The organism is Brevibacterium permense, from assembly GCF_025506275.1.
Taxonomy (GTDB): domain Bacteria; phylum Actinomycetota; class Actinomycetes; order Actinomycetales; family Brevibacteriaceae; genus Brevibacterium; species Brevibacterium permense_A.
In genome coordinates this window covers 157165-183368 of sequence record NZ_QYCP01000090.1, presented here as the reverse complement: position 1 = coordinate 183368, position 26204 = coordinate 157165, and the positions used below count along the sequence as shown (strand labels likewise).

The window sequence follows — 26204 nt, the reverse complement described above, 5'->3', positions numbered from 1 at the left end:
GGGTGGGCCGCCTCGGTGCCGGTGGTGTGGGGCCGGTCATAGGGATCGAGGCGACAAAAGCGTAGGGTCGGAACCATGACGACTCAACGTGCATCAGATGTCATGGTCAGAGCCCTGGAGAACGAGGGCGTCGAGCGGATCTTCGGCATTCCCGGTGAGGAGAACCTCGACTTCGTCGACTCCCTGCGGAACTCATCGATCGAACTCATCCTCACCCGCCACGAGCAGGCGGCCGCGTTCATGGCCGCCACCTACGGTCGGCTGACGGGCAAACCCGGTGTGGTGCTCACGACCTTGGGGCCGGGCGCACTCAACCTGGCGACCGGGGCTGCGTACGCCCACCTCGGCGGGATGCCGGTCATCATGATCACCGGCCAGAAGGGCATCCGCACGGCCGAGCAGGCGGCGTTCCAGATGGTCAACACTGTGGCGACGATGGATCCGCTGACGAAGGTGAGCAAGCAGATCACCTCGGCGGCCATGATTCCCACGATGGTCCGGGAAGCCTTCCGCGCCGCTCAGGCCGAGCGTCCGGGACCGGTGCACCTCGAGCTGCCCGAGGACATCGCGGGGATGCCGGTCGAAGGGTTCGAGCTCATCGAACCGCATACGAACGGTCGTCCCGTCGCCGGGGAGACGGCGATCGCGAACGCCGCGAACGTCATCAAGGAGGCGAAGAATCCGCTGCTCATGCTCGGTGCGGATGCATCCCGGGCCTCGTGCAGTGAGGCTCTGTCGCGTTTCGTCGCTGAGATGCGCATCCCCTACGTCACCACGCAGATGGGCAAGGGGTCGGTGACGGGCGCGTCGGATCTGTACATGGGCACGGCGGCTCTGACGTCCGGTGACTACGTACACGACGCGATCGATGCGGCCGACGTCATTGTCACCATTGGTCACGATACGACGGAGAAGCCGCCGTTCACGATGGACGAGACCGGGCCGACCGTCGTGCACATCGGGTACCGTCCCGCCATCGTCGAGCAGGTGTATTTCCCGCAGTTCGAGGTCATCGGTGACCTGGGTCCGTCCCTGGAGAGGCTCGCCGAGGCGCTCGGCGGTCCCGTACCCACCGCCGAGGCGCTCCTGCCGATGCGTAATGAGATCCTCATCAAGATCCACGAGGGAGCAGATGAGGATCGGTTCATCCCGCAGCGGATCGTCCAGGAGGTCCGTGACGTCGTGCCGACCGACGGGATCGTGGCCCTCGACAACGGAATGTACAAGATCTGGTTCGCCCGCAACTACCGCACGACCAGGGCGAACACCCTGCTGCTCGACAATGCTCTGGCGACGATGGGCGCCGGGCTGCCGTCGGCGATAGGGGCGAAGCTGACCTACCCGGAGCGTCGCGTCATGGCCGTGGTCGGCGACGGCGGGTTCATGATGAACAGCCAGGAGCTGGAGACCGCTGTCAGGCTCGGGTTGGACCTCGTCGTGGTCGTCCTCGAGGACAACGCCTACGGCATGATCCGCTGGAAGCAGGAATGTGACGGTATGCCGGACTTCGGTCTGACTTTCGGCAACCCCGACTTCGTCAAGTACGCGGAGTCGTATGGGGCCATTGGTACCCGCGTCGAGGATGTCGACAGCATCAGCGACGCCCTGGAGAATGCGTTCGAGGCCGGTGGTGTGCACGTCGTGGTCGTGCCCATCGACTACTCGGAGAACAAGCGCGTGCTCATCGACGAGTTGGGGAAGCGGTGAGGCGCGTCGGGTGAATCGATCGGCGCGTGCAAGCAGAAGGCGCTGACCCGCCGAGAGCCCCAGCCGAGGTCGACTCGGCTGGGGCGCTCTTCGAGTTCCTGGAGAATTTCGTAACGGAGGCTCAGTACGCCGGTGGGCGTTCAGGTGACTCGAACGGATAGCGTGCCCGGAAGTCATCAGCGATCTCGCCCATGGTCACGATCTTCACCCCGTCGTGCCCGCCGATGTAGTCCAGCAGTCGTTCGAGCATGAGCAGCACCTGCGGACGGCCGGACACGTCCGGGTGGATCGTAATCGGGAAGATCGCATAGTCGAGTTCGCGGTAGACCCAGTCGAACTGGTCGCGCCACAGGGTCTCGATATCGCGCGGGTTGACGAAGCCGTGGCTGTTAGGGCTGCTCTTCACGAACAGCATCGGAGGCAGGTCGTCGACGTACCAGTTTGCGGCGATCTCAACGAGATCGATCTCCTGATCGTGTTTGAGCGGCTTCATCCAGGTCTCCGGCGACTGCGAGTAGTCGATCGGGGTCCATTCGTCGCCGGCGATGGAGTAGTACGGCACGAAATCCTTGTGGCTCTGGCTGTGGTCGTAGTCGAAACCGAACTTCTTCAGCAGCTCTGGAGTGTATGCGCTCAGTTCCCACCATGGGGCGACGTAACCGCGCGGCTGGCTGCCGGTGAGGTTCGTGATGAGCTCGACTGACTTCTCCATGACGATGTCTTCCTGACGATTCGTCATCGCGACGGGGTTCTCGTGGCTGTAGCCGTGGGCGCCGATCTCATGTCCGTCGTCGAGCACCATCTTGCATTGGTCGGGGAAGGTCTCGAGCGAATGACCGGGGATGAACCAGCTTGCCTTGAGGTCGCGGCGTTTGAGCATCTTCAGAAGGCGAGGAACTCCGATCTCGCCGGCGAAGATGCCCCTCTGGATGTCCGAGGGTGAGTCCTCCCCACCGTAGGAACCGAGCCAGCCTGACACTGCGTCGATGTCGATGCCGAGTGAAACGAAAATCTCTTTGGCCATTTTGCGCATCCTCCGTCGATTCGAAAGTGAGAACGCGGATTCGATGCGGGCGAATGCCGCGATGCTGTGAGTCTTTCACCGAAGAGTGATCTGCGCAATGGGTGTCTCACCAGGTCAGAGAGCGTGCTTCTCCGCTAGACGGCGCACCCTCACTCTACGGAGATGCCGAGTTCCGAGGCGAAGAGGTCGGCGAAGAGCATGAGCTGGGTATCGTCGATGGTCGCTCCGCGCAATGAGTGCACGCCGGAGATCTTGTGCGGTTCCAGTCCCCGGATATCAACATTACCGAGGGTGGCGCCTTCGCATTGGAAGACGCCTACGCTGCTTCCCGGAAATGCGACCCGGCTGACCTTGGCTCGGTCGAGGTCGATCTCGTCGATCTTGCAGTCGTGGAACTCGACGTCGGTGAGCTTCGACTCACGCAGGTTGAGGTAGGAGATGCGGCAGTTGATGAATCGCACCTTTTCCCACACGCTGTCATAGACGACACCGGCCCCGATCCGTGTTCCGGAGATCTCGGTGTGCAGCAGGCTTCCCCGGGGCATGCTCCAGGTGTCGGCGCGGCAGTCCGTGATCTCCGTGCCGGAGATCCTGGCTCCGGTGAGGGCGATCGGAGCCTCGACACCACCGAAATTGACGTTCGCCCATCGGCAGTCAAGGAATGTCGCTTGGGTGGCGTCTACCTCGGCGAGATCGAGATCAGTGAACTCCATCCCTTCGAGGAATTCCTCTGGACCGATATCGCCGAGGTAACCCCCAACCAGATCGCCGAGGTTGAGCTTCGGTGGGCGTGGCGTCTCCGTGGTCATGGGGCCACCTTAACTGCTGCTGGTGACACGGCTGCCACTGCCCAACCGTGTTCGTCCCCACTAGACTGCAGGCATGAAGCCACTGACAACGATCCTGTCATTGCCCGTCGCCGATCCGCAGGCCACCGCGAACTTCTATGCCGATGGACTCGGACTCGAAACCGACGGTGTGGAGGACGGCATCGTCGCCTTCGAACTGCCCAATCTGTCGATCTTCTTCATCACCGCAGACGAGTACGGCCAGTACCTCGAGCTCTCAGGCCGGCCCGGCTCGAAGAACCCTGTCCCGGGCGCCAGCATCATTTCCTGTGCGTTCGCCACGCGTGCTGAAATCGATGAGGTGCTTGACCGTGCTGTCGCCGCTGGTGGATCAGCCGATGGAGGTCAGGACGTCGATGGATCGTACATGGGCTACTTCGCTGACCTCGACGGCTACATCTGGGAACTCGTCGCCAACGAGCAGACGGCGAAAGCTGCGGCTACGGCGGAATAGGTTCGTGTTCCGCAGCCCGTCACGGAAGGCGTTCGCGCACAATGAACTCAGAGTCGTCCGCGATTCAGTATCGGTAGGACGCTGAGGTGTCCGCCATAGCCGCCTTCGGAACATCGATGAAACCCAGTCTCTTCACTGCTGAGGCGTAGACGACATATTCCTTGAGAAGTGCAGCAGGCACCGTCACCGTGACCAACAGCTGCGGTACCGACGGTGAAGCACCCGTGCCGAAATCGAGGAGCCAGAAGATCCCCGCAACTGTGGAGAAGACGACGACCGATTCGACCGCGTCTTTGAGGTGATGACTTCGCAGTGTTGACAATGATTTCGGCGCCTCGGCTAACTCAACCACGCTCGTCTCACCGCCCTGACTGCTGCTGTTTCTCAACTAGGTCACTTGTCGTCACAGTAGCGCAGATCGGCGCAGAATTGAACCACGTCCGCAGTTCATCCAGACAGAAACGAGCACCTTCCCCAAGCCGCCGGGACCAACTAGCCCCTCACATCCGCTGGTTGCGGGCGCTCTCGTAGATGCACACGCCGGCGGCGGTGCCGAGGTTGAGGCTCTCGGCCGAGCCGTAGATCGGGACGGCCACGGACGAATCGCACAGCTCCAGATCCTCGGCGCTCATCCCCCACGCTTCGTTGCCGAAGACCCAGGCGGTCCGTGCGGTGAGGTCGAGACCGGTTTCCCACGGGTGGTGCAGATCGTGCGCTTCATCGTTCGCATCGGCGGCAAGCACTTGCAGGCCGCGCGCACGGGCCAGTTCGGTCACCTCGGAGAGTCCGACTCCGGTGACGACGGGAATGTGGAAGAGTGAGCCGGCAGTCGACCGCACGACCTTGTCGTTGTAGACATCGACCGACGACGACGTCAGCACCACGGCGTCGGCCCCTGCGGCATCGGCCAGGCGAATGATCGTGCCGGCGTTGCCCGGGTCGCGCACCTGTGACAGGACGACGACGAGCTGCGCGTCCTTGTCGAGCACGGAGGTCAGTTCCACATCGAGGGCGTTGCACACGGCAACGACACCCTGAGAGTTCACGGTCGAGGCGAGCTCGGTGAGCACCTCGGGGGTGACGATGCTGCACTGCATACGCCCGAGCTTGGCCGTGGAGACAAACGAGGGATGCTCCTCGGCGGCCTCCTCGGTGATGAAGAGCTCGAGGACGGAGCCCTTGCGCGCCAGTGCCTCACGGACGGCCTGCGGACCCTCGACGAGGAACTGCCCCGTGGCCTTGCGGTCTCGGCGCTTGAGCAGCTTCGCGGCGTTCTTGATCCGCTTCGACTGAGGTGAGGAGATGACGTCAGGGAGTTTCATGAAACCGTGTTCTCGATCCGTTGTGTGCTGAAGAGGCGGAAGCTGAGTTGGGAGCCAGGCAGGTCCTGGCAGAAAGACCGACGGCCCCGAACCTGAAGTTCGGGGCCGTCGTCGATCACCGAGGCGATCGGTCAGTCACTGTGTGACCGGAGTCTTGATAAGACGCTGCTCAGGCGGCGTCGGTCTTCGCTGCGTTGACGTCAGCAGGAAGTGCTTCCTTGGCGACCTTGACCAGGTGCGCGAAGGTGGCCGAGTCGTTCACGGCGAGCTCGGCGAGCATGCGACGGTCGACCTCGACTCCAGCGGCCTTGAGGCCCTGGATGAAACGGTTGTAGGTCATACCGTTGGCGCGGGCGCCGGCGTTGATGCGCTGGATCCAGAGACGACGGAAGTCGCCCTTGCGCTTGCGACGGTCCCGGTAGCTGTAGACCAGCGAGTGGATGACCTGTTCCTTGGCCTTACGGTACAGGCGCGAGCGCTGTCCGCGGTAGCCGCTTGCCCGGTCGAGGATGACCCGGCGCTTCTTGTGAGCGTTGACCGCTCTCTTCACACGTGCCACGTGTTACTCCTTTGAAAAGTTCGTATCTGCCGGCGGTGCCGGACTCTGGTTCAAGCTGAGACAGCCGAGGTCGACTGCCCGTGGGAGATCCCGGAGAATGTCCGGGAAAGAAAGACCCGAAAGGGGGTCTCACCTGCCCTTGAGCTTGCCCAGAAGCTTGCGGGCCATGGCGCGGTCGCCGCCGGTGAGTTCCTGGTCGGTGGACACGCGGCGCTTACGAGCCGAGGACTTGCCCTCGAACTTGTGCTGGTTGTTCACGCCTTCACGCATGATCTTGCCACTGCCAGTCACGCGCATGCGCTTCTTGGCGCTGCTGTTCGTCTTCTGCTTCGGCATAGTGCCGTTCTCCTTTGCAATTCGTTGCCCGCGTCAACCGCTGGCAACTACTTCACACGCACAGACCAGGACGGGCCTGGAACGCGACGTACTTAATTTCTCACGCGTCCGGGCGAGCCGAGTTCTTCTCTGCAGCCACCCGATCGCGTCGGGACTTCACCTCAGCGGACTTGCCCTTGGCATCTGCTGATGCCTTCCGGGCCTCCGCCTTGGCGTCAGACTTTGACTTGTGCGGGGCGATGACCATCACCATGTTGCGTCCGTCGACTCGCGGTGAGGATTCGACGGAGCCAAGGTCGGACACATCTTCGGCCAAGCGGTTGAGCAACTTGATGCCCATCTCGGGACGGGACTGCTCACGTCCGCGGAACATGATCATGACCTTGACCTTGTCGCCGCCCTCGAGGAAGCGGGTGACGTGGCCCTTCTTCGTCTCGTAATCGTGTTCGTCGATCTTGAGACGGAAGCGGATCTCCTTCAGCGCAGTGTTCGCCTGGTTCTTCCGGGCTTCTCTGGCCTTCTGGGCAGATTCGTATTTGAATTTTCCGTAGTCCATGAGCTTGGCTACGGGTGGCTTCGCCTGTGGTGCTACCTCGACGAGGTCGAGGCCTGCCTCACCGGCGAGATCGAGTGCCTTGCGAATGGCAACGATACCGACCTGTTCACCATTGGGTCCGACCAACCGGACCTCGGGAACCCGAATCCGGTCATTGATGCGCGTCTCGCTGATGTGTTCACTCCTTTTGCTCAAATGTGGTCGTGACAACGAAAAAGGCTCCCGTTGACACATGCCAAGGGAGCCTGCACACACGAGCAGTACGGTAGACGTACGTTCAGTGAATACACCTCGATCTGCACCCGATCAGACTACGCCTGACGGACAGATCTTTGGACCCGATCGCTCTTCGCGATCAAGGTGGGAGACAGACTCCGCTTCGCACCAGCTACCAGTGTACTACGCTTCATGACTCTTCGCACATCGAGGCCCTGGTGTGATCGCCGCATTGATTTATATGTCAAGCTTATGGCATGAGTTCTGAAGAATCTGTTCCCGCTGAGGCGATCGCCGACGTTACGCGCGACATCGCCGAGGTCCCCGCTGTCGAGGTCATCACCTCCAGCGCCGTCCATCTCATGTCCGCCGCCGCCGTCAAGTGCGGCCTGGCCGAGGACACCGCCGAAGGTCGCGGCGCCGACCTCCAGGACCTCGACGAGGCCCGCAAGCTCATCACCGCACTGGCCGGCTTCGTCACCGGTGCCGCCACCGTCATCGGCGACCACCATGCCCGCCCGCTGCGCGACGGACTGCGCAGCCTGCAGCTGGCCTTCCGCGAAGCCTCGGAATACCCCGACGCCCCCGGCGAAGGCCCCGGAGAGAAGTTCACCGGCCCCGTCCGCTGACACTCCCCCACTCACCGTTCACACAACGGCCCTCGATCAACGATCGAGGGCCGTTGTCATATCCTCATTCACCGAGGTGGCCGGGCAGTTCCACACGGACTCCCACCGGGTTACTCGCCGAGGCGGCTCACCACTCCGGACATCAGATCGTCTTCGACGTCGTCGAATCCCGGCCCGAACTGACCGAACCGCAGACCGTTGATCAACCCGACGACAGCGACCCAGATCGTGATGGTCTCCAAGATCACGTGATCGTCATAGTCGAGACCGAGTTCGTCGAGTCCCTGTCGCAGCGGCTGCAGCGCCGCTACCATGCTTTGCCGCTGCCTGCCGCTCGACTCACTCGTCGCCACTGATCCTCTCGGTTTCGCACCACTCTCAGGTGCCGCCTCGGCGTCGTTCCGAGTTTCTGCGACCATCTCCGCGAGTTTCACCATGATCCGCGTTCCCGGCACCACAGTCTGCTCACGCGGAGCCTCATAGTCAGTGATCGGCGTGCCGTAGATGAGCGCCCACCGGTTCGGATGCCCCCTCGACCACTCGAGCATCGCCAGGGCCAGGGTCTCGACACTGCGGTGACCAGCCAGCGCCTCGTCGACCGCGTCGGCGATCTGAGTGAAGGCATCGCGAATCAGGATCGTCAGCAGTTCATCGCGGCTCTTCACGTACCGGTAGACCGCGCTGGAGACGACTCCGAGCTCTCGAGCGATCGCCCTCAGCGACAGTCCGTCGACACCGTCGTCGTCGACCATCCGGTTGCCGATCGCGGCGATCTGGGCTTCCGTCTCGATTCGGGCGCGCTGTCGTGGGGTCGTCTCCGTCATGCCTTCACCCTACGATCCGAGAGCAAAGATAACAATAGTGAGCACTGCTCTTGATTTGAGTCGCTCCGAGGCCTACGCTGAAATCCGAGAGCACCGCTCTCTCAATCCATGGCCCACCATCGGAAGGACTCGCCATGAGAACAGCACTCATCATCGGCAACGGACAGATCGGCTCGGAGGTCGCCACCCAACTCGCTGAAGCCGGAGTCGCCGTCCGCATTGCAACCCGTTCGGGCGGCGGTACGTCGGGCGCCGCACTCTCGAAAGACGCAGCCTCGGGCACCGTCTCTGACACACATCCCAACGGCACGCTTCCCGCTCATTCGACTCACACCTCATCTGGTCCGACGACGGTCTGCGGTCCGGTCCATGTCAAAGCCGATGCCAGCGACCGCGCACAGTTGACCGAGGCTGCTGTCGGAGTCGATGTGATCTTCGCCTGCGCACATGCCCCCTACGACAGCAGGAAGTGGGAGCAGGTCCTCCCCCTGCTCGATGCGGCGATCCTTGACACCGCCGCCGAGCTCGACATTCCCGTGGTCTTCCCGGAATCGGTCTATGCTTTCGCCGGCCTCAGCTCACCGATCACCGAGTCGTCACCCTTCGCCCCGGTCGAGGACAAGGGTCGTATCCGGCAGCAGCTCATCGAGGCCCGTGACGCTCACGCAGCGACCAGTGCGAGCGTCATCGCCGGTGATCTGCTCGGGAGGACCGCGGAGAAATGGTCGTCGGTCGTGCGCATGTGCATCACCGAGCCGATCTCACACGGGCGACGGGCCATGGTGCCGGCACGGACTGATGTCCCTCACGGAATCACTGTCATCGCCGATCACGCATCCGCCATGATCCGGGTGGCAGAGGATCTGAAAGGCGTCCCCGCGGGGACCCACCAGCTGCGGATCGCACCGGCATCAAATCCGATACTGGCCGAGATCGCCGACTTCACCGCGGACACTCTTGGGCAGAAGCACAAGCGTCCGCTCTCGGTCCCACGTTGGGCGACCCGTGCCATCGGTACGTTCGAACGCTCCTTCTATGAGCTCAACCAGCTGGCACCGATCTGGTACGAACCCTGCGTCATCACCCCGGGAGAACTCGCCACCGAGGTCGGCGCAACCGACTGGCGCGAAGGCGTGCGGCAGATGCTCTGAGCCGGGTCACGTGGAGACGGCGGTGACATCATTGCGTACGACCACTGTGTCAGGTAGGACTCTTTCTCAATCGTGGAAGTCTTCTGGCTCCGCTGGGATGCGCTTGGCCATGAGACAGAACTTGTTGCCTTCAGGGTCAGCGAGGACGTGCCAGCTTCCTGACGGCACGACGTCAGTCTTCGTCGCCCCCAACGCCACAAGTCTTTCCAGCTCGGCCGCCTGGCTGCGGTCAGTAGGACAAAGGTCGAGATGCAGAACGCTGTCCCCAAATGAATCGTTCGAACGCTCGAAGAGAATGGTCGGAGCATTCGGTGCCCCAGAGATTGCGATCCCAGTTTCATCCGTGGCAGCAATTTCGCACCCCAGCGCTTCGCACCAGAATCGGCTCAGCCGATCTGGGTTTCGGGATTTGACTACGAGATCCCCAATTCGACTCACCATGATCAGCCTCCGAGATGGATCCCGTTGCCCGGTCCCAGCGGCAAGTCGAAGACGAACCAGATACCCAGTAGGACTGCCCAAGCCAGCCAGAACGGGATGACAAACGGGAACATCCGCGAGATCACCGTGCCCAGCCCGGCATTCGGTTCATACCGGCGAACGAGGCCGAGGAGGACGATCATGTACGGATTGAGTGGGGTGATGACCTGAGTGGCCGAGTCACCGACGCGGAACCCGGCCTGGATGAACGCCGGTTCGTAGCCCAGCAGGGAGAACAGCGGGACGAACACGGCAGCCATGAGCGTCCACATCGACGAACCGGAGATGATGAAAAGGTTGAGCACGCTGGCCAAGAGCATGAAGCCGATGACCGCGGGGAACCCGGTCAGCCCGATCGCCTCGAGTCCCGAAGCACCCGCGACGGCGATCCACGAACCGATGCCGGTCCAGTTGAACAGGGCGATGAACTGGCCGAGGATGAACGCGAGGATGAGGAATGACATCATGTCGATGATCGACTGGCTCATCATCCTCACCAAGTCATTCATCGACCGCACAGTACGCACGACGAAACCGTAGACGACGCCCATGAGCATGAAGTAGGCAAAGACGATGAACACGATCGACGACAGCAGCGGAGATTCCGGGAGGAATCCGCCGTCCTCGTTCCGCCACGGGGAATTCGGGATAAGCACGGAGAACAGGATCACCGCTGTCAGTAGCAATGCCGCCACCAGCGACCAGATCAGTCCGCGTTTCTCCTCCGGTTGGAGTTCGGCCTTGATCTCGGTGGCATCGCCGTCATCGGAGCCATCTGACTTCGCCGAGGCATCCCCGTAGGGGCTGTCAGTTGCTTGGTATTCGCGTGCCAGGCCGCTCCCCGAGGCGGTCGCGTATTCGCGGGGCACTCCCTTGCGCACCATGTTCGGTTCGATGAGCCGATCGATGATGAACCCGGCGATGACGGCAAGCACGATCGACGAGGCGATGTTGAAGTAGTAGTTCGATACCGGGTTGACCGCTGTGTAGTCGGTGTTCGGCAGGGTCTCCATCACCGAGGTGGTGATCCCAGCGAACAGCGCGTCGAGGCTCGTGGGGACGATCGACGTCGAATATCCGGCACCGGTGGCGGCGAACCCGCCGATGAGACCGGCCATCGGATGCCGCCCGGCGGCCTTGAACACGAGTGCAGCCAGAGGCGGGATGATGACGAAGGCCGAATCGGCCATGATCGACCCGACCACGCCGACGAAGCCGACGGCGTATGGCAGCAGCCACTTCGGGCTCTTGCCGAAGGCGATTCGCACGGCGGCTGCGAGCATTCCCGACTTCTCGGCCACACCAACAGCGAGCAGGATCGGGAGCACCGTAGCCAAAGGTGGGAAGCCGATATAGTTGTCTCCCATCGTCGTGGTCAGCCACGACAGGCCCTCCCCGGTGAACAGGCCCTTGATCGCGATGGTCTCGTCGCCGCCGGGAATGGCCACGGTGACATCGGCCATGGCCATCGCCGTGGAGACGAGGCCAGTGATGATGAACAGCCCGAGGAACAGCGTGAACGGTTCGGGCAGCTTGTTTCCGATGCGTTCGATCCAGTCCAGCGTGCGCTGGCCGAAACCGACTTTCCCATCTGTCGTCGTCGACATGAGCGGTCCTTCTCTTCGATGGCGCGGGTCTGGGTGCGGCGGGACGATCTCAGTCGAAGAAGTGCTCGACGTCGATGGCTCCACCGTCGCGGGCGAATTCTTCGGTCACCTCGGCGGCGAGGGCATCGTCGACGAGGAAGTCCAGGGCGGTGCACGCGAGGCCGTAGGCCCCGTCGAGTGCCGCGGATTCGGCGGCAGGGGTCTTGGTGGCTGCGGCGAATTCACGGGTGTGCAGCGCCACCTCGGCGTCGGCGGTCTTGATGAGCGGATGGATGCCGGGAATCCGATAGGAGACATTGCCGAAGTCCGTGGATGCGGCAATCGATTCGTCGAGGACACCGGCGGGAAGCGGTTGGCGACCGCGCGTCTGTTCGTGTTCGGCCCAACGGGCGGTCAGCGTCGAATTCGTGCGCACGGGAAGTGAGGGCGGATGTTCGTCCCAGTCGACGGTGACGCCGGTGCCGGTCATCAGCGCGGCACCCTTCGCCGCGTCCTCGACCCGGTCGGAGAGCTCTTTGAGCGTCTCGGGGAATTTCGAACGGACGTAGCACTGCACGGTGGCGGTTTCGGTGATGATCGACGGTCTCGTTCCGCCGTCGGTGATGACCGCGTGCAGGCGGGAGATCGGCGGCATCTGCTGCCGCATCAGGCCGAGCCCCTGGTAGAAGAGGTTCGCCGCGTCGAGGGCGTTGCGCCCCATGAAGGGCTGCGCCGAGGCGTGGGCGGCGATGCCTGAGTATGTGACCTTGAGCAGGCGGCGGCCCAGCCACACCTGGTCGGCGCAGTCGTAGCCGTAGCCGTGGACCATGATGGCCGCGTCGATGCCGTCGAAGGCGTCGGCCCGGGCCATGACTTCTTTGCCTGAGTGTCCTTCTTCAGCCGGGGTGCCCAGGAGGACAACGGTGCCCGGGACTGCAGCTGGGTCCTGTTTATACAGTGCGTGGATGGCGAGGAAGGCACCGACTCCGGCGGTGGCGATGATGTTGTGCCCGCAGGCGTGTCCGATCTCCGGTAGGGCGTCGTATTCGGCGAGGATCGCGATCGTGCGACCGTGACCGGATCCCGTCGTCGCCCGCAGCGTCGTCCTCACCCCGTAGAGGCCGGTCTCGACGTCGACTCCGTGCGTCTCCAGCACCGAGGCGATCGCGGCGACCGAATCGAACTCCTCGAAGGCGGTCTCTGCCAGGTCATGGATGGTGTGGAGCAGATCCGTCAGGTCGCCCTGAGCTGCATCCAATCCGGCTGCTATGCCGGAACGGCTCGTCTCCGGGGCGCCGGTGAAGTCGGAGACCCATTCGGCGGCCTGCTCGGCCCGTGCCCGAGTCTGTCGAGCCATCTCGTCGAGGTAGCTGTCGTCCGGTGTGGTCGAGTGGCCGAGGTCACGGATTTCGCTCATGGTTCACAAGCATAAAGGCGTTGCCGATCTGACACGCCCGGGACGGTCAGACCTCGACGAGGCGGATGGCCAGAGAGTCGATCTTCGCCACGAGGTCCTCGTCACCGGCGACGGCTTCCTGGAACCTGCGCACCTCTTCCGGCGGCACCTCGGATTCGACGCCGAGTGTGATGCCGAGTTCCGGTCCACCGAGGTGGACGCTGTTGCTGCCGGGGCTCACACCGATCCGAGCCAGCCAGGGGAAGGACTCGGCGATGGCACGCAGTCGCTGAGCCACCTCGGCGTCGGCCCAGGACGGAGTCCAGGGCTGGGACTGCACGAACGCGAACATGGCGGGGCGGCGAAGCAGGAATGAGGACTCGGCCCCGGGGTCGAGGACGACGAGCTGGGACTCGGCCTCGATCGCCCCGAGGACGAGCCGTTCGGACTCGATCGGCACGGGACGGGCATCGGAATGCCATGCGGTCAGCGGTGGGATTCCGGAGAATCCCGGGGTGCACTCGCGTCCGTCCTCGGCCTGGAGGCGAACCATCGCCATCTCCGAGGAGTTGTCGGCCATCAGTCCGTTCTCGCCGACCTCCTGGTCGAGAACCATCGGCACGATCGGGGCGTAGAGCCTGGCTCCGGACAGGGCCGTGACGACCTGCTGGTGTGCGGCCGGATCCAGGGGTGTCTGAGCGACCTGGGTCAGGGCCTCCAGCAGCGCCTCATCCGCCAGCCCGGTGTCACCGGAGAACGGGTTGGGTTTGAGATCCCGGCCCTCCCACGCCTGTCCGGCGGAATCCGTCGGGGAGTGGGCCTCGCCTGCCTGGGCATCAGACGCGGTGGGCTGGGGTTCGTCCGGCCCATGCGGCTGGTCCGGCTCGTGCGAGTGGGTACTCACAGACTCACCGTCCTGCGACGTCGAGGGCTTCTTCCAGAGTGAACTTGCCCGCGTAGAGGGCCTTGCCCACGATCGCGGAGTCGACGCCGAAGGGCACGAGCTCACGGAGGGCACGCAGGTCATCGAGGCTCGAGACGCCTCCGGAGGCGACGATCGGCGAGTCGGTCTTCTGCGCGAGGTCCTTGAGCAGGTCGACGTTGGGTCCCTGCAGGGTGCCGTCCTTGCGCACGTCGGTGACGACGTAGCGGGAGCAGCCGGCTGCTTCGAGGGAAGCGAGGACTTCGTAGAGGTCGCCGCCGTCCTTCGTCCAGCCACGGGCGGCCAGGGTGGTTCCGCGCACGTCGAGGCCGATGGCGACCTGATCGCCGAAGCGCGAGATCATTTCGGCCGTCCACTCGGGGTTCTCCAGGGCGGCGGTGCCGATGTTGACGCGCTCGGCTCCGGTGTCGAGTGCGCGTTCGAGGCTTTCGGTGTCACGGATGCCACCGGAGAGTTCGACCTTGATCCCCACGGCCTTGACGACCTGGTTGAGCAGGTCCGAGTTCGAACCGCGCCCGAAGGCGGCGTCGAGGTCGACGAGGTGGATCCATTCGGCGCCGCGGCTCTCGAAGTCCTGAGCGGCGTCGATGGGTGAACCGTAGTCGGTTTCGGTTCCGGCTTCGCCCTGGACGAGGCGGACGGCCTTGCCGTCGGCGACGTCGACGGCGGGGAGGAGGACCAGCTTGTTCGAACTGTCTGTCATTGTGACCTTTCTGCCAGGGTGCCACGGGGTTTGAGGCAACCATAGTCGGTGTGCTCGGTCAGGAGCTGAGTGAGTCTGTGGGGTTGGTGCCGGAGCTGTTGCCCGGGCTGCTGTCGGCGGCGAACGAGGCGAGCCAGTTGCGCAGGAGCTCGGCGCCAGCCTCGGCGGATTTCTCGGGATGGAACTGTGCTGCCCAGGTGGTTCCGTCTTCGACTGCGGCGATGAAGTCATTGCCGTGGCGGGCGGTCGTCACCGTCGCGTTCGCCGGCGGCTCGGTCGCGGCGTAGGAGTGGACGAAGTAGAAGCGTTCGTCTCCGATGCCGGCGAACATGGCCGAGTCTGTGGGAGCGTTGACCTTCGACCATCCCATGTGCGGGATGACCGGTGCCTCGAGGCCGGTGACGGCTCCGGGCCACAGACCGATGCCCTCGGTCTTGACTCCGTGTTCGACACCGCGGGCGAAGAACACCTGGAGGCCGACGCAGATGCCGAGCAGCGGTCGACCCTGTTCGTGGCGCGCCCGGATGAGGTCGACTCCCCCGACGTTCTCCAGTCCGGCCATGACGGCCGAAAAGGCGCCGACGCCGGGGACCAGCAGTCCGTCGGAGTCGTTGATGACATCGTGATCGGCTGTGAGCGTGACCTCGGCGCCGGCTGCGGCGACCGCACGCACGGCGGAGCGGACGTTTCCGGCACCGTAGTCGAGGACGGCAACCGTCGTCATCGCTTCGCCCCCTTGCTCAGCACCGACCAGATCCTCCACAGGGAGAACCCGAGGACGATGGCACCGAGTGCGGCGACGACCCAGGCGATGGTGTTCCCGCCCAGGGCCAGGGCGATACCGAAGGCCATGACGAGTCCGGCGAGGACGGCGGCGATGATCCACAGCAGCGCGGTGCGTGCCATGGCGGCCCGTCCCGGGCTCATTGTGGCGGCGCTGGCCTGCAGCTTCGTCATCGATGAGGTCGGGATATTGCCCTCGACGTCCTCTGCGGCAACGGTTTCGAGCAGCAGACTTTCGAGCACATCGGGCAGGTTCTTCAGCGCCAGCCCGGCCGGCACATCGGATTCGCGGGCGCCGTGGCGGAAGTGGCCTGCGTCGATCTGCTCTTCGCTGCGCACGAGGAGGAGGACCTCATGTTTGCCGGCGAGCTTCGAGATCGCGGCGGCCGCCTCGTTGCCGGCTTTGACATCCGTGTCGGCGAGGACGATTCCGCTGAACTCGCCGATCGGCACGATGGTGCCGGAGATGTTCGACAGCACGCAGGCGGCGGCCAACTGTTGGGCGACCCCGAACGGGGTCACGATGACGGTCGTGCTCACAGGACTCCCTTGGTGCTGGGAACGGAGTTGCTGCGCGGATCCGTTTCGACGGCCTCGCGCAGCGCGCGGGCGAAGGCCTTGAACTCGGCTTCGACGATGTGGTGCGGGTCGCGGCCGCGGACAAGGTCGAGGTGGACGGTCAGTCCGCCGTTGAAGGCGATGGATTCCAGCGAGTGGGAGGTCATCGAACCGGTGAAGTGGCCGCCGATGAGGTGGTACTGCTGGCCTTCGGGCTCGCCTTCGTGGACGAAGTAGGGGCGACCGGAGACGTCGACGACGCACTGGGCCAGCGCCTCGTCCAGCGGGACGGCGGCGAAGCCGTAGCGGCGGATGCCGACCTTGTCACCGAGCGCTTCCCGCAGCGTCTGGCCGAGCACGATCGAGGTGTCCTCGACGGTGTGGTGGACGTCGATGTGCGTGTCGCCGGTGGCAGTGATGTCGAGGTCGATCATCGAGTGCTTCGACAGGGCGGTGAGCATATGGTCGAAGAACGGCACGCTCGTCGAGATGGTCGAGGTGCCGGTGCCGTCGAGGTTGACGGACACGGACACCGTGGACTCTGACGTGGTGCGTGAGTTCTGGGCCTGCCTCATGGAGTGCCTTTCGTCGGGGCGGCTGATGACGGGGTCGGAGACTGCGGACGGTCCGCGAGGACGTCCGGTGATTCGGCGAGGATCTCGTCGATGGCGGTCAGGAACGCTTCGGTCTCTGCCTCGGTGCCGGCGTTGACGCGGGCGTGGCCGGTGATGCCGATATCGCGGATGAGGACTCCGCGGTCGAGGAGCTTCTGCCACAGGTCGGCCGGTGAGGCGATGTTGCCGAAGAGCACGAAATTCGAATCGCTGTCGTGGACGGTGAAGCCCGCCTCGGCGAGATGGCTGGAAATCCGGTTGCGCGAGTCGATGAGACGGTCGACGTTGCCCAGCAGCAGTTCGGCATGTTCGAGTGCCGTGCAGGCCAGCACCTGGGTGACCTCGGACAGGTGGTAGGGCAGGCGGACGAGGCGGAGGACGTCGATGAGCTCGGGTGCGGCGATGGCGTAGCCCAAGCGCAGGCCGGCACAGGCGAAGGCCTTGCTCATGGTGCGGGAGACGACGAGGCGGGGCCGACCCTCAAGCAGTGTCATCGCCGAAGACTTGGCGGGGCGGGAGAATTCCGCATATGCCTCGTCGACGATGACGATTCCCGAGCAGTTGTCGTAGGCGGCTTCGATGACGTTGAGGCCGATCGAGGTGCCGGTCGGATTGTTCGGGGTGCACAGGAAGACGATGTCCGGATTCGCACGGGCCACCTCGGCGGCGACCGTCTCGGCATCGAGAGAGAAGTCGTCCTTGCGTTCGACGTGCTGCCATTCGGCACCTGTGCCCGTGGTGATGAGCGGGTGCATCGAATACGAAGGGGTGAAGCCTAAGACGGTGCGGCCCGGCCCACCGAAGGCCTGGACGATGTGGCTGAGCACTTCGTTCGAGCCGTTGGCGGCCCAGATCATGGAGGGATCGAGGTCGACGGAGTCTCCGGCGCGTTCGTTCACACCATCCAGATAGGTGACGAGGTGTTCGCGCAGTGCGGTGAATTCGCGGTCGGGATATCGATTGAGTCCGGCGAAATGATCGTCGACGGCGGTACGCATGCTGTCGACGACGACATCCGGAAGCGGATACGCGTTCTCGTTGACGTTGAGCTGGACCGGCACATTGAGGTGCGGAGCCCCGTACGGCTTGAGGCCGACGAGGTCAGAGCGCACTGGCAGAGAGTCGATGTTTCCCACGGCGGTCATTCTACCGAGAGGCGCCCGCCGCCCGGGCGGCGGGTCGGGCATCGAGATCCGCCGGTCGGCTCACCCGATCGAACGGGTCAGCGTGCTGCCGGTCGGACCTGCACCCTGTCGGTCGAGCAGGGTTCGACTTCAGCGGACGGGGACGTCGAGGGTCTGTCCGGGGTGAACCGTCGGGGTGTCCAGGTGGTTGATCTCGACGATATCGGCAACGACGTCGCGGGTGTCGCGGTCGATTCCGAGATTCGAAGCCACGGTCCACAGCGATTCGCCCTCACCGACGACGACTGCCTCGGCGTCGATGCCGATGCTCTCCGTCTCCGATTCGGCGACGGCAGCGGCCGAGAACGACTGGGTGGCGAGGAGTACCGCTCCGCCGATGACAACGAGAGCGACGAGCAGGGTCCGGAGAAGGCGCACAGCCTGGCGTCCACGAGGGGTCAGGTGCAGCTCGGTGTTCTGTGCAGACATCGCATTACCTCTTTCATTCGTACGATTCCACCAGTAATCGGTAGAACGTCTGTTCTATTCAACATGCCAATCGAACAAATGTCCAGTCCAACTCGAACATCTATGCGACAATGAGAGGGAACCAGCGTTGTTGATTGATCTGTCAGAACCATCTCAGTCGGCACTGACACGAGAATTTCCGAAGCGGAGATCACGGCGTTCAGCGGCAGGGAATAGAACGAAGGGGAACGAGCAATGGTTCAGAACAAACGAGGCAGAGGCAGGCCTCGCAACGAAGATGTTGCCAGCGAGATCGCTGCCGCTCGCACCGATGACGACGTCGTCCAGATCCCTGAGGGGTCATCCGGTGAGGGCGATTTCCGCCTCACTCCCCGTCAGCGTCTCGTGCTCGAGACCATCGAACGCGCGGTCGTGACCAACGGCTACCCCCCGAGCATGCGCGAGATCGGCAAGGCCGCCGGACTGGCATCCCTCTCCAGCGTCGCCCACCAGCTCTCCCAGCTCGAACGCCTCGGCTATGTCCGCCGCGACCCGAAGCGCCCGCGTGCCATCGAAGTGGTCAATCCGTTCGAAGAGGAAGAAGCCGAGCGCGCGAAGTACGAGGAGCTCGCCAACAACACCGTGCAGGTGCCGGTCGTCGGTCGCATCGCCGCCGGTGGCCCAATACTGGCCGAACAGGAAGTCGACGATGTCTTCTCCCTGCCGACCCAGGTCGTCGGCTCCGGTGAGATGTTCCTGCTCAAGGTCGTCGGCGATTCGATGATCGAAGCCGCCATCTGCCACGACGACTGGGTGGTCGTGCGCAAGCAGCACACCGCTGACAACGGTCAGATCGTCGCCGCCCTGCTCGACGGCGAGGCCACCGTGAAGACGCTCAAGCGCAAGGCCGGTCAGCAGTGGCTGATGCCGCAGAACGAGAACTACGAACCCATCGACGGCACCTACGCGCAGATCATGGGCCTCGTCGTCGCCGTCATCCGCCGCCTCTGACCCTCTGCCGGCTCTCCGCAGTCTGAACACAAAGGCCCGCGACCGAATCGGTCGCGGGCCCTTCTGTCATCCTTCGTCGGTTTCGGCAAGCCTTGCCAGGCTCTTGCGAACGAGACCGGAGTTCGTCGTCGGCCACATCCTCGGCATCGAGTTGACGAGGAACCCGGCATACCGGGCCGAGCGCAGCCGCGAGTCGAGCACGGCCACCACTCCCCTGTCCTTGGTCGACCGGATGAGGCGTCCGGCTCCCTGAGCCAAACGCAGGGCGGCGTGCGTGGCCGACACGGCCATGAATCCGTTGACTCCCCGTTGGTCGGCATCGCGTGCCCGCGCCTGCATGAGCGGGTCGTCCGGACGTGGGAACGGCAGACGATCGATGATGACCAGGCGGTTCGTCCGTCCCGGCACATCGACTCCCTGCCATAGAGACATGGTTCCGAACAGGCAGGTCTGGTCGTCGGCGGAGAATTGAGAGACCAGCGCCGGCAGGCCGTCTTCGCCTTGGAGCAGGATCGGGAAATCGAACTTCTTCCGCAGGTGTTCGGCAGCCGCGTTGGCCGCAGCTCGGGAAGAGAACAGGCCCAGTGCACCGCCGTTCGAGGATTCGACGAGTTCTTCGAGTTCGGTCAGCGCTTCTTCGCTCAGTCCGCTGCGTCCGGGCTTGGGCAGGTGGGAGGCGACATAGAGGATTCCCTGTTTGCCGTAGTCGAAGGGTGATCCGACATCGAGGCTGTCCCATTTCGGGGCGTCGGGTCCGAAGAGTCCCAACGAGGCGGCGACTGCGTCGAAGTTCCCGCCCAGAGACAGGGTCGCCGAGGTGGCCACGACCGTTGATTCTTCGAAGATGCCGTTGCGCATGGTCCCGGCCACGCTCAAGGGCGCGACGACGAGATTCGTCGTCTCCTTCTCGCGGAAGGTCGAGCGTGAGAGCCAGATGACGTCGTTCTTGCCCGGATCGCAGAAGCGTTCGGCGAGTTCGAAGATCTCCTGACAGCGCGCCTTGGCCATCTGCCGGCCGGCATCGGCGTCCTCGGTCTTGCCGCCGATGTCGTTGATGATCTGGCGGGCGGAGTCGCGGATCTGCGCCAGTGCCAGACCGAGGGCCTCGCTCATGTGGAGGATGAGTCCCTCGGGCACCGAGGTCTGTGCGCGTTCGAGTGCCGCCGCGCCGGAGTCGAGCAGAGACACGACGCCGTCCTGGACGGTGGTGTGTTTGCGTACGGAACTCGTCGCGGCCGAGAGCATGCTCGTATTGATCTGCCCGGACAGGGCGCTGGTCACCCGGTCCTTGAGCTCGTGGGCCTCGTCGATGATGATGACGTCGTGTTCGGGCAGTACGTTCGATTCCCCGAAGGCGTCGATGGCCAGCAGGGCGTGGTTCGTCACGACGATATCGGCTTCGGCGGCTTTGTTCCGGGCGATCTCGGCGAAGCATTCGGTGAACAGCGGACAGTTCGAACCGAGGCAGTCGAAGGCGTTGACGGACACCTGTGACCAGGCACGATCGCTGACGCCGGGCAGAAGGTCGTCCCGGTCCCCGGTGTCGGTGGTCTTCTCCCAGGTGCGGATCCGCTGGATCTCCTCCCCCAGGCCGGAGCGTTCTGTTGGTTTGCGTCCCGCTTCGGCGTCGGCGCCGAGGTCGAAGAGCATGCCCTCGCCCTCGTCGGGGTATCCTCCGGCGAGCTTGTGCTTGCACACATAGTTCCGGCGCCCCTTGAGCAGTGCCGCCCGGGGCAGCGGATCGAGGTCCTTCTTCACGGCCTTGAACAGCCGCGGCAGGTCGCGGTGGATGATCTGCGTCTGCAGGGCCAGGGTCGCCGTTGACACGACGACCTTCCCGCCGGTGCGGGTGACGTATTCGGCCGCCGGCACCAGGTAGGCCAACGACTTGCCGGTGCCGGTTCCCGCCTGCACGAGCAGATGGATTCCCTTGTCCAGCGACGAGGCGACCGCCTGCGCCATCTCCTGCTGACCCTCACGTGGCGATCCGCCGATGGCGCCGACAGCGGATTCGAGGAGGGTGTCGACAGCCTTCACTCGTCGATGACCAGGTCCGGCCGTTGGAATTCGCGCAGTTCGTCGACGAGCTCGGTCGGCACCTTCGCCTGCAGGCTGGTGCCCTCCGTGCCGTGCGATTCGTGTTCGACCGTGCCGAGGGCGTAGATCTTCGACACGAGATCACCTCGTTCATAGGGAATGAGCACGGTCATGTCGATGTCCGGGACGGGAAGGCGGTTCTCGATGGCCTCGATGAGGTCATCGATCCCGTCCTTCGAGACGGCGGATACGAACTGGGCGTCGGGATACTCCGCGCGCAGGCCGGTGATCACGGCCTCCTCGGCGATATCGGACTTGTTGAACACGAGGAGTTCGGGGATGTCCCCGGTGTCGACGTCGGCCAGGACGTCGCGAACGGCCTGGATCTGCCCATGCGGATCCGGGTGCGAGGCGTCGACGACGTGGAGGAGCAGATCCGAGCCAGCGGCTTCCTCCAGGGTCGAGCGGAAGGCTTCGACGAGCTGGTGGGGCAGGTTGCGGACGAAGCCGACGGTGTCGGTGTAGGTGAAGACGATGCCGTCGGCGGTCTTCGCCTGACGGACGGTCGGGTCGAGGGTGGCGAAAAGGGCGTTCTGCACCATCACCTCGGCGTGGGTGAGCAGGTTGAGCAGGGAGGACTTGCCCGCGTTCGTGTAGCCGACGATCGCGACGGAGGGCACGTGGTGGCGGGCGCGGTTCTTCCGCTTCGTCTCCCGGGAGGGCGCCATGGCGTTGATCTCACGACGCAGCTTCGACATGCGTGTGCGGATGCGGCGACGGTCGAGTTCGATCTTCGTCTCACCGGGTCCGCGGGAGCCGATTCCGGCACCGCCGGCGACACGTCCGCCGGCCTGCCGGGACAGCGACTCGCCCCAACCGCGCAGTCGCGGCAGGAGGTATTCGAGTTGGGCGAGCTCGACCTGGGCCTTGCCTTCGCGGGATTTCGCGTGCTGGGCGAAGATGTCGAGGATGAGCGCGACACGGTCGACGACCTTGACCTTGATGACGTCCTCGAGTCCGCGCCTCTGGCTGGGGGCGAGTTCGGAGTCGATGATCACGGTGTCGGCGCCGACGGAGGCGACGACCTCGGCGAGCTCGGCGGCCTTGCCTTTGCCGAGGTAGGTGCCCGGGTCCGGCTTGTCGCGACGCTGGATGAGCGCGTCGAGGACTTCAGAGCCGGCGGTTTCGGCAAGTGCGGCGAGTTCGCGGATCGAGTTCTCGGCTTCGGCCTGGGTGGTGTTCCAGATGCCGGCGAGGACGACGCGTTCGAGGCGGACCTGACGGTATTCGACCTCGGTGATGTCTTCGAGCTCGGTGGAGAGTCCGGCGACGCGGGTGAGGGCGGCGCGCTCGGCGAGGTCAAACTGGTCATCGCCCGGGGTGGTGTCGTGATCGTCGAGGGCTTGGGCACCTCGGGAGAGCACACGATCGAGCATCGCGTTGCGACGCTCCTTGTCTTCAGACGTCATTCATTCCTTTGTTCTCTGCCGCCCGTACGCGACTTCTCGTGCGGGCGTCGTCATGCTTGCCACCGGTCACGGCGATTCGCACCGACGGTGGTGTCCATCAATTCTCCCACAGCCGTCTAGACTGAAACGGTGTCAGAGCACTATTTCACCGAATCGCCGAGCAGCGAGGCCAAGTCGCGGGTACTCAACCTCGATCTGGCCGGCCGCGCCGTCACCGTCGAAACCGTATCCGGCACGTTCTCGCCCACTCGCCTCGACCTCGGCACGGCTGTGCTGCTGCGGCATCTGCCTCAGCCGCCGGCCGGCGATATCCTCGATCTCGGGTGCGGTTGGGGTCCGATCGCCCTGCACACGGCCTTGGATGCCCAAGACGCCGAGGTGGATGTGCGAGTATGGGCGCTCGACGTCAACTCCCGGTCCCTGGAGGCCACCGCGGCGAATGCGCGCAGGCTTGGTCTCGATACGATCAACACCGTCACCGCTGCGGATGTTCCCGCCGACCTGCAGTTCGCCGCGATCCGGTCGAATCCGCCGATCCGCATCGGCAAGGAAGCGCTGCACGAGCTCTTGGAGACGTGGCTGCCGCGTCTGGCGCCGGGCGGCCGCGCCGATCTCGTCGTATCGAAGAACCTCGGTGCCGATTCCCTGCAGAAGTGGATCGCCGGGATGCTCGGCGACGGTTTCGAGGTCGTGCGCACGGGATCGTCGAAGGGCTTCCGCGTGCTCACGGTCGAGCGCGACTGAGCTCAGCTGATCGTGCCGCTGGCGACGAGGACTGCGGGACCGGCAAGGCGGACTCGTCCGCTCGTGCCCTCGGCGTTGGGTTCGATTTCAATGCGCAGCTGACCGCCGGGCACGTCGACTCTCCACTGCAGAGGCGACTTCTCGCCGGCCCAGTGGTGGGCCGCGATCGCTGCCGCGCAGGCTCCGGTTCCGCAGGAGCGGGTCTCGCCGACGCCGCGTTCGAACACGCGCATGCGCAGGGCGCCTTCTCCCCCGGCCACATCGGACCGGGCCGGTTCCATGACGATGTATTCGACATTGGATCCCTGCGCCGGGACGGGATCGAGGACGGGGGCATCGCGCAGTTCGGCTGCGGCGAGTTCGGCGTTCTCGGCCAGGGCGACGACGGTGTGCGGGTTGCCGGTGGACACGCGCAGTCCGGGACGGGCGACGTCGATGCCGCCGGTGGTCACGAGCACGCTGCTCGCGGGGTCGAGTGACCATTCGCCCATGTCGATCGTGTACCAGGCGTCGCGGGCGGATCCGGGTCCGGCAGTGCCGGTGTCGACGACATCGTCTCCGGTCTGGACGCCGAGAGCTGGATTGAGGGTGGTGCGCACGGCTTTGATGCCGTCACGGGTGCCGACGAGGATCTCGCGGGCATCGGCGGGGACTCGACCGCTGGTCACCAGTGCGTGGGCGAAGACGCGAACGCCGTTGCCGCACATCTCGGAGAGGCTGCCGTCGTTGTTGTAGTAGTCCATGAACCATTCGGCACCGGCGTCGGCCTGTTCGGCGGCTCCCGGGATGCCGCTGGCGGCGGAGCGCACGATGCGGATGATGCCGTCGGCGCCGAGTCCGGCGCGTCGGTCGGCGAGCGTGGCCACAGTTTCGGGATGCATCTCCAGTGTGCTGTCGTCGTCGGAGAGCAGAACGAAGTCGTTCTGGGTGCCGTGCCCCTTGACGAAGCTGACATCGGTCCAGGCGGCGAACGGGGTATCCGGAGTGCTCATGGCTCCATCTTATCGGTGAGCGTCCAGTCAGGTCTTCAGTGCACGTTCAGGACGTCGAGTGCCGACGGCCACGTCGTCAGCGATCGCCCAGCACATCGAGCGCGGCCGCCAGATTCTGTTCGGCGTCGGCAGCGCTGCCGTCGATCCAGCGGATGCGCGGGTCGCGGCGGAACCAGGTGTCCTGTCGGCGTGCGAACTGCCGGGTGCGAATCGTCGTCTCCTCCTTCGCCTGGGCGGCAGTGAGCTCTCCGGCCAGGTGGCGCTGGATCTGTGCGTATCCGATCGCGCGAGACGCCGTCTTGCCTTCGGCCAGCCCAACGTCGAGCAGTCGCGTCACTTCGTCGACCCAGCCGTGGTCCCACATGAGCTCGACTCGGGTGGCGATGCGCTCATGCAGAATCGCCCGGTCCATGCTCAATCCCAGATGAATGGTCGGTTCTATCTCCTGGTAGTCCGGCAGTTGGGCGCTGAAGGGACGTCCCGTGAGTTCGATGACTTCGAGGGCTCGTGCGATACGTCGTTGGTCGTTGACGGTGATCTTCTCGGCCGCTTTCGGGTCGAGCTCTCGCAGCTTCTGATGCAGCGCCCACCGGTCCCCGGCAACCTCGGCCTCGAGGCGAGCCCGCATCTCGGGATCGGTACCAGGAAACTCCATATGGTCGACGGCGGCGCGCACATAGAGTCCGGACCCGCCGACGAGGATCGGCCGCAGTCCGCGCTCCCGGATGTCCGCGATCGCTGCCCGCGCACGTGCCTGGAAGTCCTGAACGTTCGCTTCTTCGGCGACGTCGAGGATGTCGATGAGGTGATGCGGAATCCCCCGCCGCTCATCGGCCGGCAGCTTCGCCGTGCCGATGTCCATCCCTCGGTAGAACTGCATCGAATCCGTGTTGATGATCTCCCCGCCGAGGCGGTCGGCCAGATCCAGCGCCAGGTCCGATTTCCCGGTGGCGGTGGCTCCGACGACGGTGATGATCGGCGAAGTGTCCTCAGCCATCGGCGATCACTCCCAGAGTCCGGTGCCGCAGAGTGTCCGCACTTCGTGGACACGTTCGTCGACGACCGGTTCCAGAGACGAGAAACGTGCACCCTGGTCGACGGCGTGGCGGATACCAGCAGCGAGCACACTGAGATTGGCGGCCATGGTCTCCGCTTGATCGCAGAGGTCGAACAGTGGTTCGGGGTCGATCGACGTCCCGGAGGTGAGTGTCTCGATGACAGCACGATCGAATTCCGCGGCACCGTCGATCGGGGCCAAGGGCGCGTCCTCTGATGCGGCTCCGGAAAAGTCGATGGGGAGCAGAAGATTCTCACTCGATCCGAGCGGGCCGAAGTCGATGCCGGCGGCGTGAGCGTGAAGGATCGCGACGATGATGGCGGAGTCGGCCGCCTCGGCGAGTCTGCGTTCATCCGTCGTCAGGGTGTCAACGGTTTCGACCCAGTCGGTCCCGGACAGATACTGACCGGTGCGAATATCGACGCCGCGGTCGATTCCCCAGCCGCCGAGTCCGGCCACGGGTGGCAGGGTCTCGACGGGCAGGGCCCAATCGGTCTGCGTACTCACGGTATCGCGGATGGCGGTCCGCAGTTCAACCATCCGCGAGGTCTCGCTGAGGTCGATGTTCTCGAGCAGCACCGGGGCTGCCGGGATGATGGCGAAGGCACCCATC

At 64.4% G+C, this 26204-nt stretch carries 29 protein-coding genes; 6 read left to right on the top strand and 23 right to left on the bottom strand.

The features are described 5' to 3' along the window. The first annotated feature begins 75 nt into the window (after window positions 1-75). Window positions 76-1707, top strand: a complete 1632-nt coding sequence (locus tag D3I60_RS12350; RefSeq protein WP_262776610.1) for an acetolactate synthase large subunit — start codon at window positions 76-78, stop codon at window positions 1705-1707. A 121-nt stretch (window positions 1708-1828) separates the two neighbouring features. On the opposite strand, the gene D3I60_RS12345 is transcribed toward D3I60_RS12350, so the two are convergent. Beyond that, window positions 1829-2731: a polysaccharide deacetylase family protein gene (locus D3I60_RS12345; RefSeq protein WP_262776609.1), complete on the bottom strand. Its 903-nt coding sequence runs from the start codon at window positions 2729-2731 to the stop codon at window positions 1829-1831. A 149-nt stretch (window positions 2732-2880) separates the two neighbouring features. Further along, window positions 2881-3540: a pentapeptide repeat-containing protein gene (locus D3I60_RS12340; RefSeq protein WP_262776608.1), complete on the bottom strand. Its 660-nt coding sequence runs from the start codon at window positions 3538-3540 to the stop codon at window positions 2881-2883. Window positions 3541-3613: 73 nt separating this feature from the next. On the opposite strand from D3I60_RS12340, the gene D3I60_RS12335 reads away from it, so the two are divergent. Then, a complete protein-coding gene (locus D3I60_RS12335; protein WP_262776607.1) occupies window positions 3614-4033 on the top strand; it encodes a VOC family protein in 420 nt (139 codons plus the stop codon). A gap of 64 nt (window positions 4034-4097) precedes the next feature. Here D3I60_RS12335 and D3I60_RS12330 read toward each other — a convergent pair whose 3' ends face one another. From D3I60_RS12330 to infC, 5 genes are all read right to left on the bottom strand, one after another. Further along, window positions 4098-4355: a hypothetical protein gene (locus D3I60_RS12330; RefSeq protein ID WP_262776606.1), complete on the bottom strand. Its 258-nt coding sequence runs from the start codon at window positions 4353-4355 to the stop codon at window positions 4098-4100. A gap of 178 nt (window positions 4356-4533) precedes the next feature. Further along, window positions 4534-5355: a TrmH family RNA methyltransferase gene (locus tag D3I60_RS12325; RefSeq protein ID WP_262776605.1), complete on the bottom strand. Its 822-nt coding sequence runs from the start codon at window positions 5353-5355 to the stop codon at window positions 4534-4536. Between the two features lie 169 nt (window positions 5356-5524). Continuing rightward, window positions 5525-5914, bottom strand: coding sequence for a 50S ribosomal protein L20 (gene rplT, locus D3I60_RS12320; RefSeq protein WP_039206669.1), 390 nt, complete (start codon window positions 5912-5914; stop codon window positions 5525-5527). Between the two features lie 129 nt (window positions 5915-6043). Next, window positions 6044-6250 (bottom strand): 50S ribosomal protein L35, encoded by a 207-nt coding sequence (gene rpmI, locus D3I60_RS12315; protein ID WP_039206667.1) that lies wholly within the window; start codon window positions 6248-6250, stop codon window positions 6044-6046. A gap of 100 nt (window positions 6251-6350) precedes the next feature. Further along, entirely contained in the window at window positions 6351-7001 is a 651-nt protein-coding gene (infC, locus tag D3I60_RS12310) for a translation initiation factor IF-3 (protein WP_244882237.1), read from the bottom strand. Window positions 7002-7279: 278 nt separating this feature from the next. Here infC and D3I60_RS12305 point away from each other — a divergent pair, with 278 nt between their 5' ends. Further along, window positions 7280-7651, top strand: coding sequence for a DUF1844 domain-containing protein (locus D3I60_RS12305; protein WP_039206663.1), 372 nt, complete (start codon window positions 7280-7282; stop codon window positions 7649-7651). A 110-nt stretch (window positions 7652-7761) separates the two neighbouring features. Here D3I60_RS12305 and D3I60_RS12300 read toward each other — a convergent pair whose 3' ends face one another. Further along, the gene (locus D3I60_RS12300; RefSeq protein ID WP_262776604.1) at window positions 7762-8475 is read right to left on the bottom strand and encodes a TetR/AcrR family transcriptional regulator; all 714 of its coding nucleotides are present in this window, start codon (window positions 8473-8475) and stop codon (window positions 7762-7764) included. Window positions 8476-8609: 134 nt separating this feature from the next. Here D3I60_RS12300 and D3I60_RS12295 point away from each other — a divergent pair, with 134 nt between their 5' ends. Continuing rightward, window positions 8610-9626, top strand: a complete 1017-nt coding sequence (locus tag D3I60_RS12295) for a hypothetical protein (RefSeq protein ID WP_262776603.1) — start codon at window positions 8610-8612, stop codon at window positions 9624-9626. A gap of 66 nt (window positions 9627-9692) precedes the next feature. Here D3I60_RS12295 and D3I60_RS12290 read toward each other — a convergent pair whose 3' ends face one another. The 10 genes from D3I60_RS12290 to D3I60_RS12245 form a co-directional block, all read right to left on the bottom strand. Next, the gene (locus D3I60_RS12290) at window positions 9693-10067 is read right to left on the bottom strand and encodes a VOC family protein (protein WP_262776602.1); all 375 of its coding nucleotides are present in this window, start codon (window positions 10065-10067) and stop codon (window positions 9693-9695) included. Window positions 10068-10069: 2 nt separating this feature from the next. Then, complete coding sequence (locus D3I60_RS12285; RefSeq protein ID WP_262776601.1) at window positions 10070-11713, bottom strand: AbgT family transporter; 1644 nt, start codon at window positions 11711-11713, stop codon at window positions 10070-10072. Window positions 11714-11762: 49 nt separating this feature from the next. Then, window positions 11763-13109: a M20 family metallopeptidase gene (locus D3I60_RS12280; RefSeq protein ID WP_262776600.1), complete on the bottom strand. Its 1347-nt coding sequence runs from the start codon at window positions 13107-13109 to the stop codon at window positions 11763-11765. A 46-nt stretch (window positions 13110-13155) separates the two neighbouring features. Next, complete coding sequence (locus tag D3I60_RS12275) at window positions 13156-13992, bottom strand: SseB family protein (protein ID WP_262776599.1); 837 nt, start codon at window positions 13990-13992, stop codon at window positions 13156-13158. Window positions 13993-13996: 4 nt separating this feature from the next. Then, complete coding sequence (gene priA, locus D3I60_RS12270) at window positions 13997-14734, bottom strand: bifunctional 1-(5-phosphoribosyl)-5-((5-phosphoribosylamino)methylideneamino)imidazole-4-carboxamide isomerase/phosphoribosylanthranilate isomerase PriA (RefSeq protein WP_262776598.1); 738 nt, start codon at window positions 14732-14734, stop codon at window positions 13997-13999. 58 nt (window positions 14735-14792) lie between these two features. Next, a complete protein-coding gene (gene hisH, locus D3I60_RS12265) occupies window positions 14793-15458 on the bottom strand; it encodes an imidazole glycerol phosphate synthase subunit HisH (protein WP_262776597.1) in 666 nt (221 codons plus the stop codon). Beyond that, window positions 15455-16057 (bottom strand): hypothetical protein, encoded by a 603-nt coding sequence (locus D3I60_RS12260; RefSeq protein ID WP_262776596.1) that lies wholly within the window; start codon window positions 16055-16057, stop codon window positions 15455-15457. Before D3I60_RS12260 ends, hisH begins: the two co-directional genes overlap by 4 nt. Continuing rightward, window positions 16054-16650, bottom strand: a complete 597-nt coding sequence (hisB, locus tag D3I60_RS12255; RefSeq protein ID WP_262776595.1) for an imidazoleglycerol-phosphate dehydratase HisB — start codon at window positions 16648-16650, stop codon at window positions 16054-16056. Before hisB ends, D3I60_RS12260 begins: the two co-directional genes overlap by 4 nt. Further along, on the bottom strand, window positions 16647-17834 hold the full coding sequence (locus D3I60_RS12250; protein WP_262776594.1) for a histidinol-phosphate transaminase: 1188 nt from the start codon (window positions 17832-17834) through the stop codon (window positions 16647-16649). The genes hisB and D3I60_RS12250 overlap by 4 nt, the downstream gene beginning before the upstream one ends. Before the next feature lie 129 nt (window positions 17835-17963). Further along, window positions 17964-18302, bottom strand: coding sequence for a LysM peptidoglycan-binding domain-containing protein (locus D3I60_RS12245; protein WP_101546893.1), 339 nt, complete (start codon window positions 18300-18302; stop codon window positions 17964-17966). Between the two features lie 234 nt (window positions 18303-18536). Here D3I60_RS12245 and lexA point away from each other — a divergent pair, with 234 nt between their 5' ends. Beyond that, window positions 18537-19292: a transcriptional repressor LexA gene (gene lexA / locus D3I60_RS12240; protein ID WP_092012603.1), complete on the top strand. Its 756-nt coding sequence runs from the start codon at window positions 18537-18539 to the stop codon at window positions 19290-19292. A gap of 66 nt (window positions 19293-19358) precedes the next feature. Here lexA and D3I60_RS12235 read toward each other — a convergent pair whose 3' ends face one another. Together D3I60_RS12235 and hflX are read right to left on the bottom strand one after the other, a co-directional pair. Then, the gene (locus D3I60_RS12235) at window positions 19359-21329 is read right to left on the bottom strand and encodes an ATP-dependent DNA helicase (RefSeq protein ID WP_262776593.1); all 1971 of its coding nucleotides are present in this window, start codon (window positions 21327-21329) and stop codon (window positions 19359-19361) included. Then, window positions 21326-22798, bottom strand: coding sequence for a GTPase HflX (gene hflX, locus D3I60_RS12230; RefSeq protein ID WP_262776592.1), 1473 nt, complete (start codon window positions 22796-22798; stop codon window positions 21326-21328). Before hflX ends, D3I60_RS12235 begins: the two co-directional genes overlap by 4 nt. A gap of 129 nt (window positions 22799-22927) precedes the next feature. Between hflX and D3I60_RS12225 the strand changes: the two genes are divergently transcribed. Further along, window positions 22928-23542, top strand: coding sequence for a class I SAM-dependent methyltransferase (locus D3I60_RS12225; protein ID WP_262776591.1), 615 nt, complete (start codon window positions 22928-22930; stop codon window positions 23540-23542). Window positions 23543-23544: 2 nt separating this feature from the next. Here D3I60_RS12225 and dapF read toward each other — a convergent pair whose 3' ends face one another. The 3 genes from dapF to D3I60_RS12210 all read right to left on the bottom strand — a co-directional run bounded on the left by dapF (window position 23545) and on the right by D3I60_RS12210 (window position 26203). Further along, a complete protein-coding gene (gene dapF, locus D3I60_RS12220; protein ID WP_262776590.1) occupies window positions 23545-24534 on the bottom strand; it encodes a diaminopimelate epimerase in 990 nt (329 codons plus the stop codon). Window positions 24535-24610: 76 nt separating this feature from the next. Further along, entirely contained in the window at window positions 24611-25531 is a 921-nt protein-coding gene (gene miaA, locus D3I60_RS12215) for a tRNA (adenosine(37)-N6)-dimethylallyltransferase MiaA (protein ID WP_262776589.1), read from the bottom strand. A gap of 6 nt (window positions 25532-25537) precedes the next feature. Next, window positions 25538-26203 (bottom strand): hypothetical protein, encoded by a 666-nt coding sequence (locus D3I60_RS12210; protein WP_262776588.1) that lies wholly within the window; start codon window positions 26201-26203, stop codon window positions 25538-25540. Window position 26204: the final 1 nt, after the last annotated feature.

Excerpts from the sequence above, each read along its gene's own strand:
- D3I60_RS12350 (WP_262776610.1), top strand. The coding sequence starts at position 76 with ATGACGACTCAACGTGCATCAGATGTCATGGTCAGAGCCCTGGAGAAC.
- D3I60_RS12345 (WP_262776609.1), bottom strand. The coding sequence starts at position 2,731 with ATGGCCAAAGAGATTTTCGTTTCACTCGGCATCGACATCGACGCAGTG.
- D3I60_RS12340 (WP_262776608.1), bottom strand. The coding sequence starts at position 3,540 with ATGACCACGGAGACGCCACGCCCACCGAAGCTCAACCTCGGCGATCTG.
- D3I60_RS12335 (WP_262776607.1), top strand. The coding sequence starts at position 3,614 with ATGAAGCCACTGACAACGATCCTGTCATTGCCCGTCGCCGATCCGCAG.
- D3I60_RS12325 (WP_262776605.1), bottom strand. The coding sequence starts at position 5,355 with ATGAAACTCCCTGACGTCATCTCCTCACCTCAGTCGAAGCGGATCAAG.
- rpmI (WP_039206667.1), bottom strand. The coding sequence starts at position 6,250 with ATGCCGAAGCAGAAGACGAACAGCAGCGCCAAGAAGCGCATGCGCGTG.
- D3I60_RS12305 (WP_039206663.1), top strand. The coding sequence starts at position 7,280 with ATGAGTTCTGAAGAATCTGTTCCCGCTGAGGCGATCGCCGACGTTACG.
- D3I60_RS12300 (WP_262776604.1), bottom strand. The coding sequence starts at position 8,475 with ATGACGGAGACGACCCCACGACAGCGCGCCCGAATCGAGACGGAAGCC.
- D3I60_RS12295 (WP_262776603.1), top strand. The coding sequence starts at position 8,610 with ATGAGAACAGCACTCATCATCGGCAACGGACAGATCGGCTCGGAGGTC.
- D3I60_RS12290 (WP_262776602.1), bottom strand. The coding sequence starts at position 10,067 with ATGGTGAGTCGAATTGGGGATCTCGTAGTCAAATCCCGAAACCCAGAT.
- D3I60_RS12285 (WP_262776601.1), bottom strand. The coding sequence starts at position 11,713 with ATGTCGACGACGACAGATGGGAAAGTCGGTTTCGGCCAGCGCACGCTG.
- D3I60_RS12280 (WP_262776600.1), bottom strand. The coding sequence starts at position 13,109 with ATGAGCGAAATCCGTGACCTCGGCCACTCGACCACACCGGACGACAGC.
- priA (WP_262776598.1), bottom strand. The coding sequence starts at position 14,734 with ATGACAGACAGTTCGAACAAGCTGGTCCTCCTCCCCGCCGTCGACGTC.
- hisH (WP_262776597.1), bottom strand. The coding sequence starts at position 15,458 with ATGACGACGGTTGCCGTCCTCGACTACGGTGCCGGAAACGTCCGCTCC.
- hisB (WP_262776595.1), bottom strand. The coding sequence starts at position 16,650 with ATGAGGCAGGCCCAGAACTCACGCACCACGTCAGAGTCCACGGTGTCC.
- D3I60_RS12250 (WP_262776594.1), bottom strand. The coding sequence starts at position 17,834 with ATGACCGCCGTGGGAAACATCGACTCTCTGCCAGTGCGCTCTGACCTC.
- D3I60_RS12245 (WP_101546893.1), bottom strand. The coding sequence starts at position 18,302 with ATGTCTGCACAGAACACCGAGCTGCACCTGACCCCTCGTGGACGCCAG.
- lexA (WP_092012603.1), top strand. The coding sequence starts at position 18,537 with ATGGTTCAGAACAAACGAGGCAGAGGCAGGCCTCGCAACGAAGATGTT.
- hflX (WP_262776592.1), bottom strand. The coding sequence starts at position 22,798 with ATGACGTCTGAAGACAAGGAGCGTCGCAACGCGATGCTCGATCGTGTG.
- dapF (WP_262776590.1), bottom strand. The coding sequence starts at position 24,534 with ATGAGCACTCCGGATACCCCGTTCGCCGCCTGGACCGATGTCAGCTTC.
- miaA (WP_262776589.1), bottom strand. The coding sequence starts at position 25,531 with ATGGCTGAGGACACTTCGCCGATCATCACCGTCGTCGGAGCCACCGCC.
- D3I60_RS12210 (WP_262776588.1), bottom strand. The coding sequence starts at position 26,203 with ATGGGTGCCTTCGCCATCATCCCGGCAGCCCCGGTGCTGCTCGAGAAC.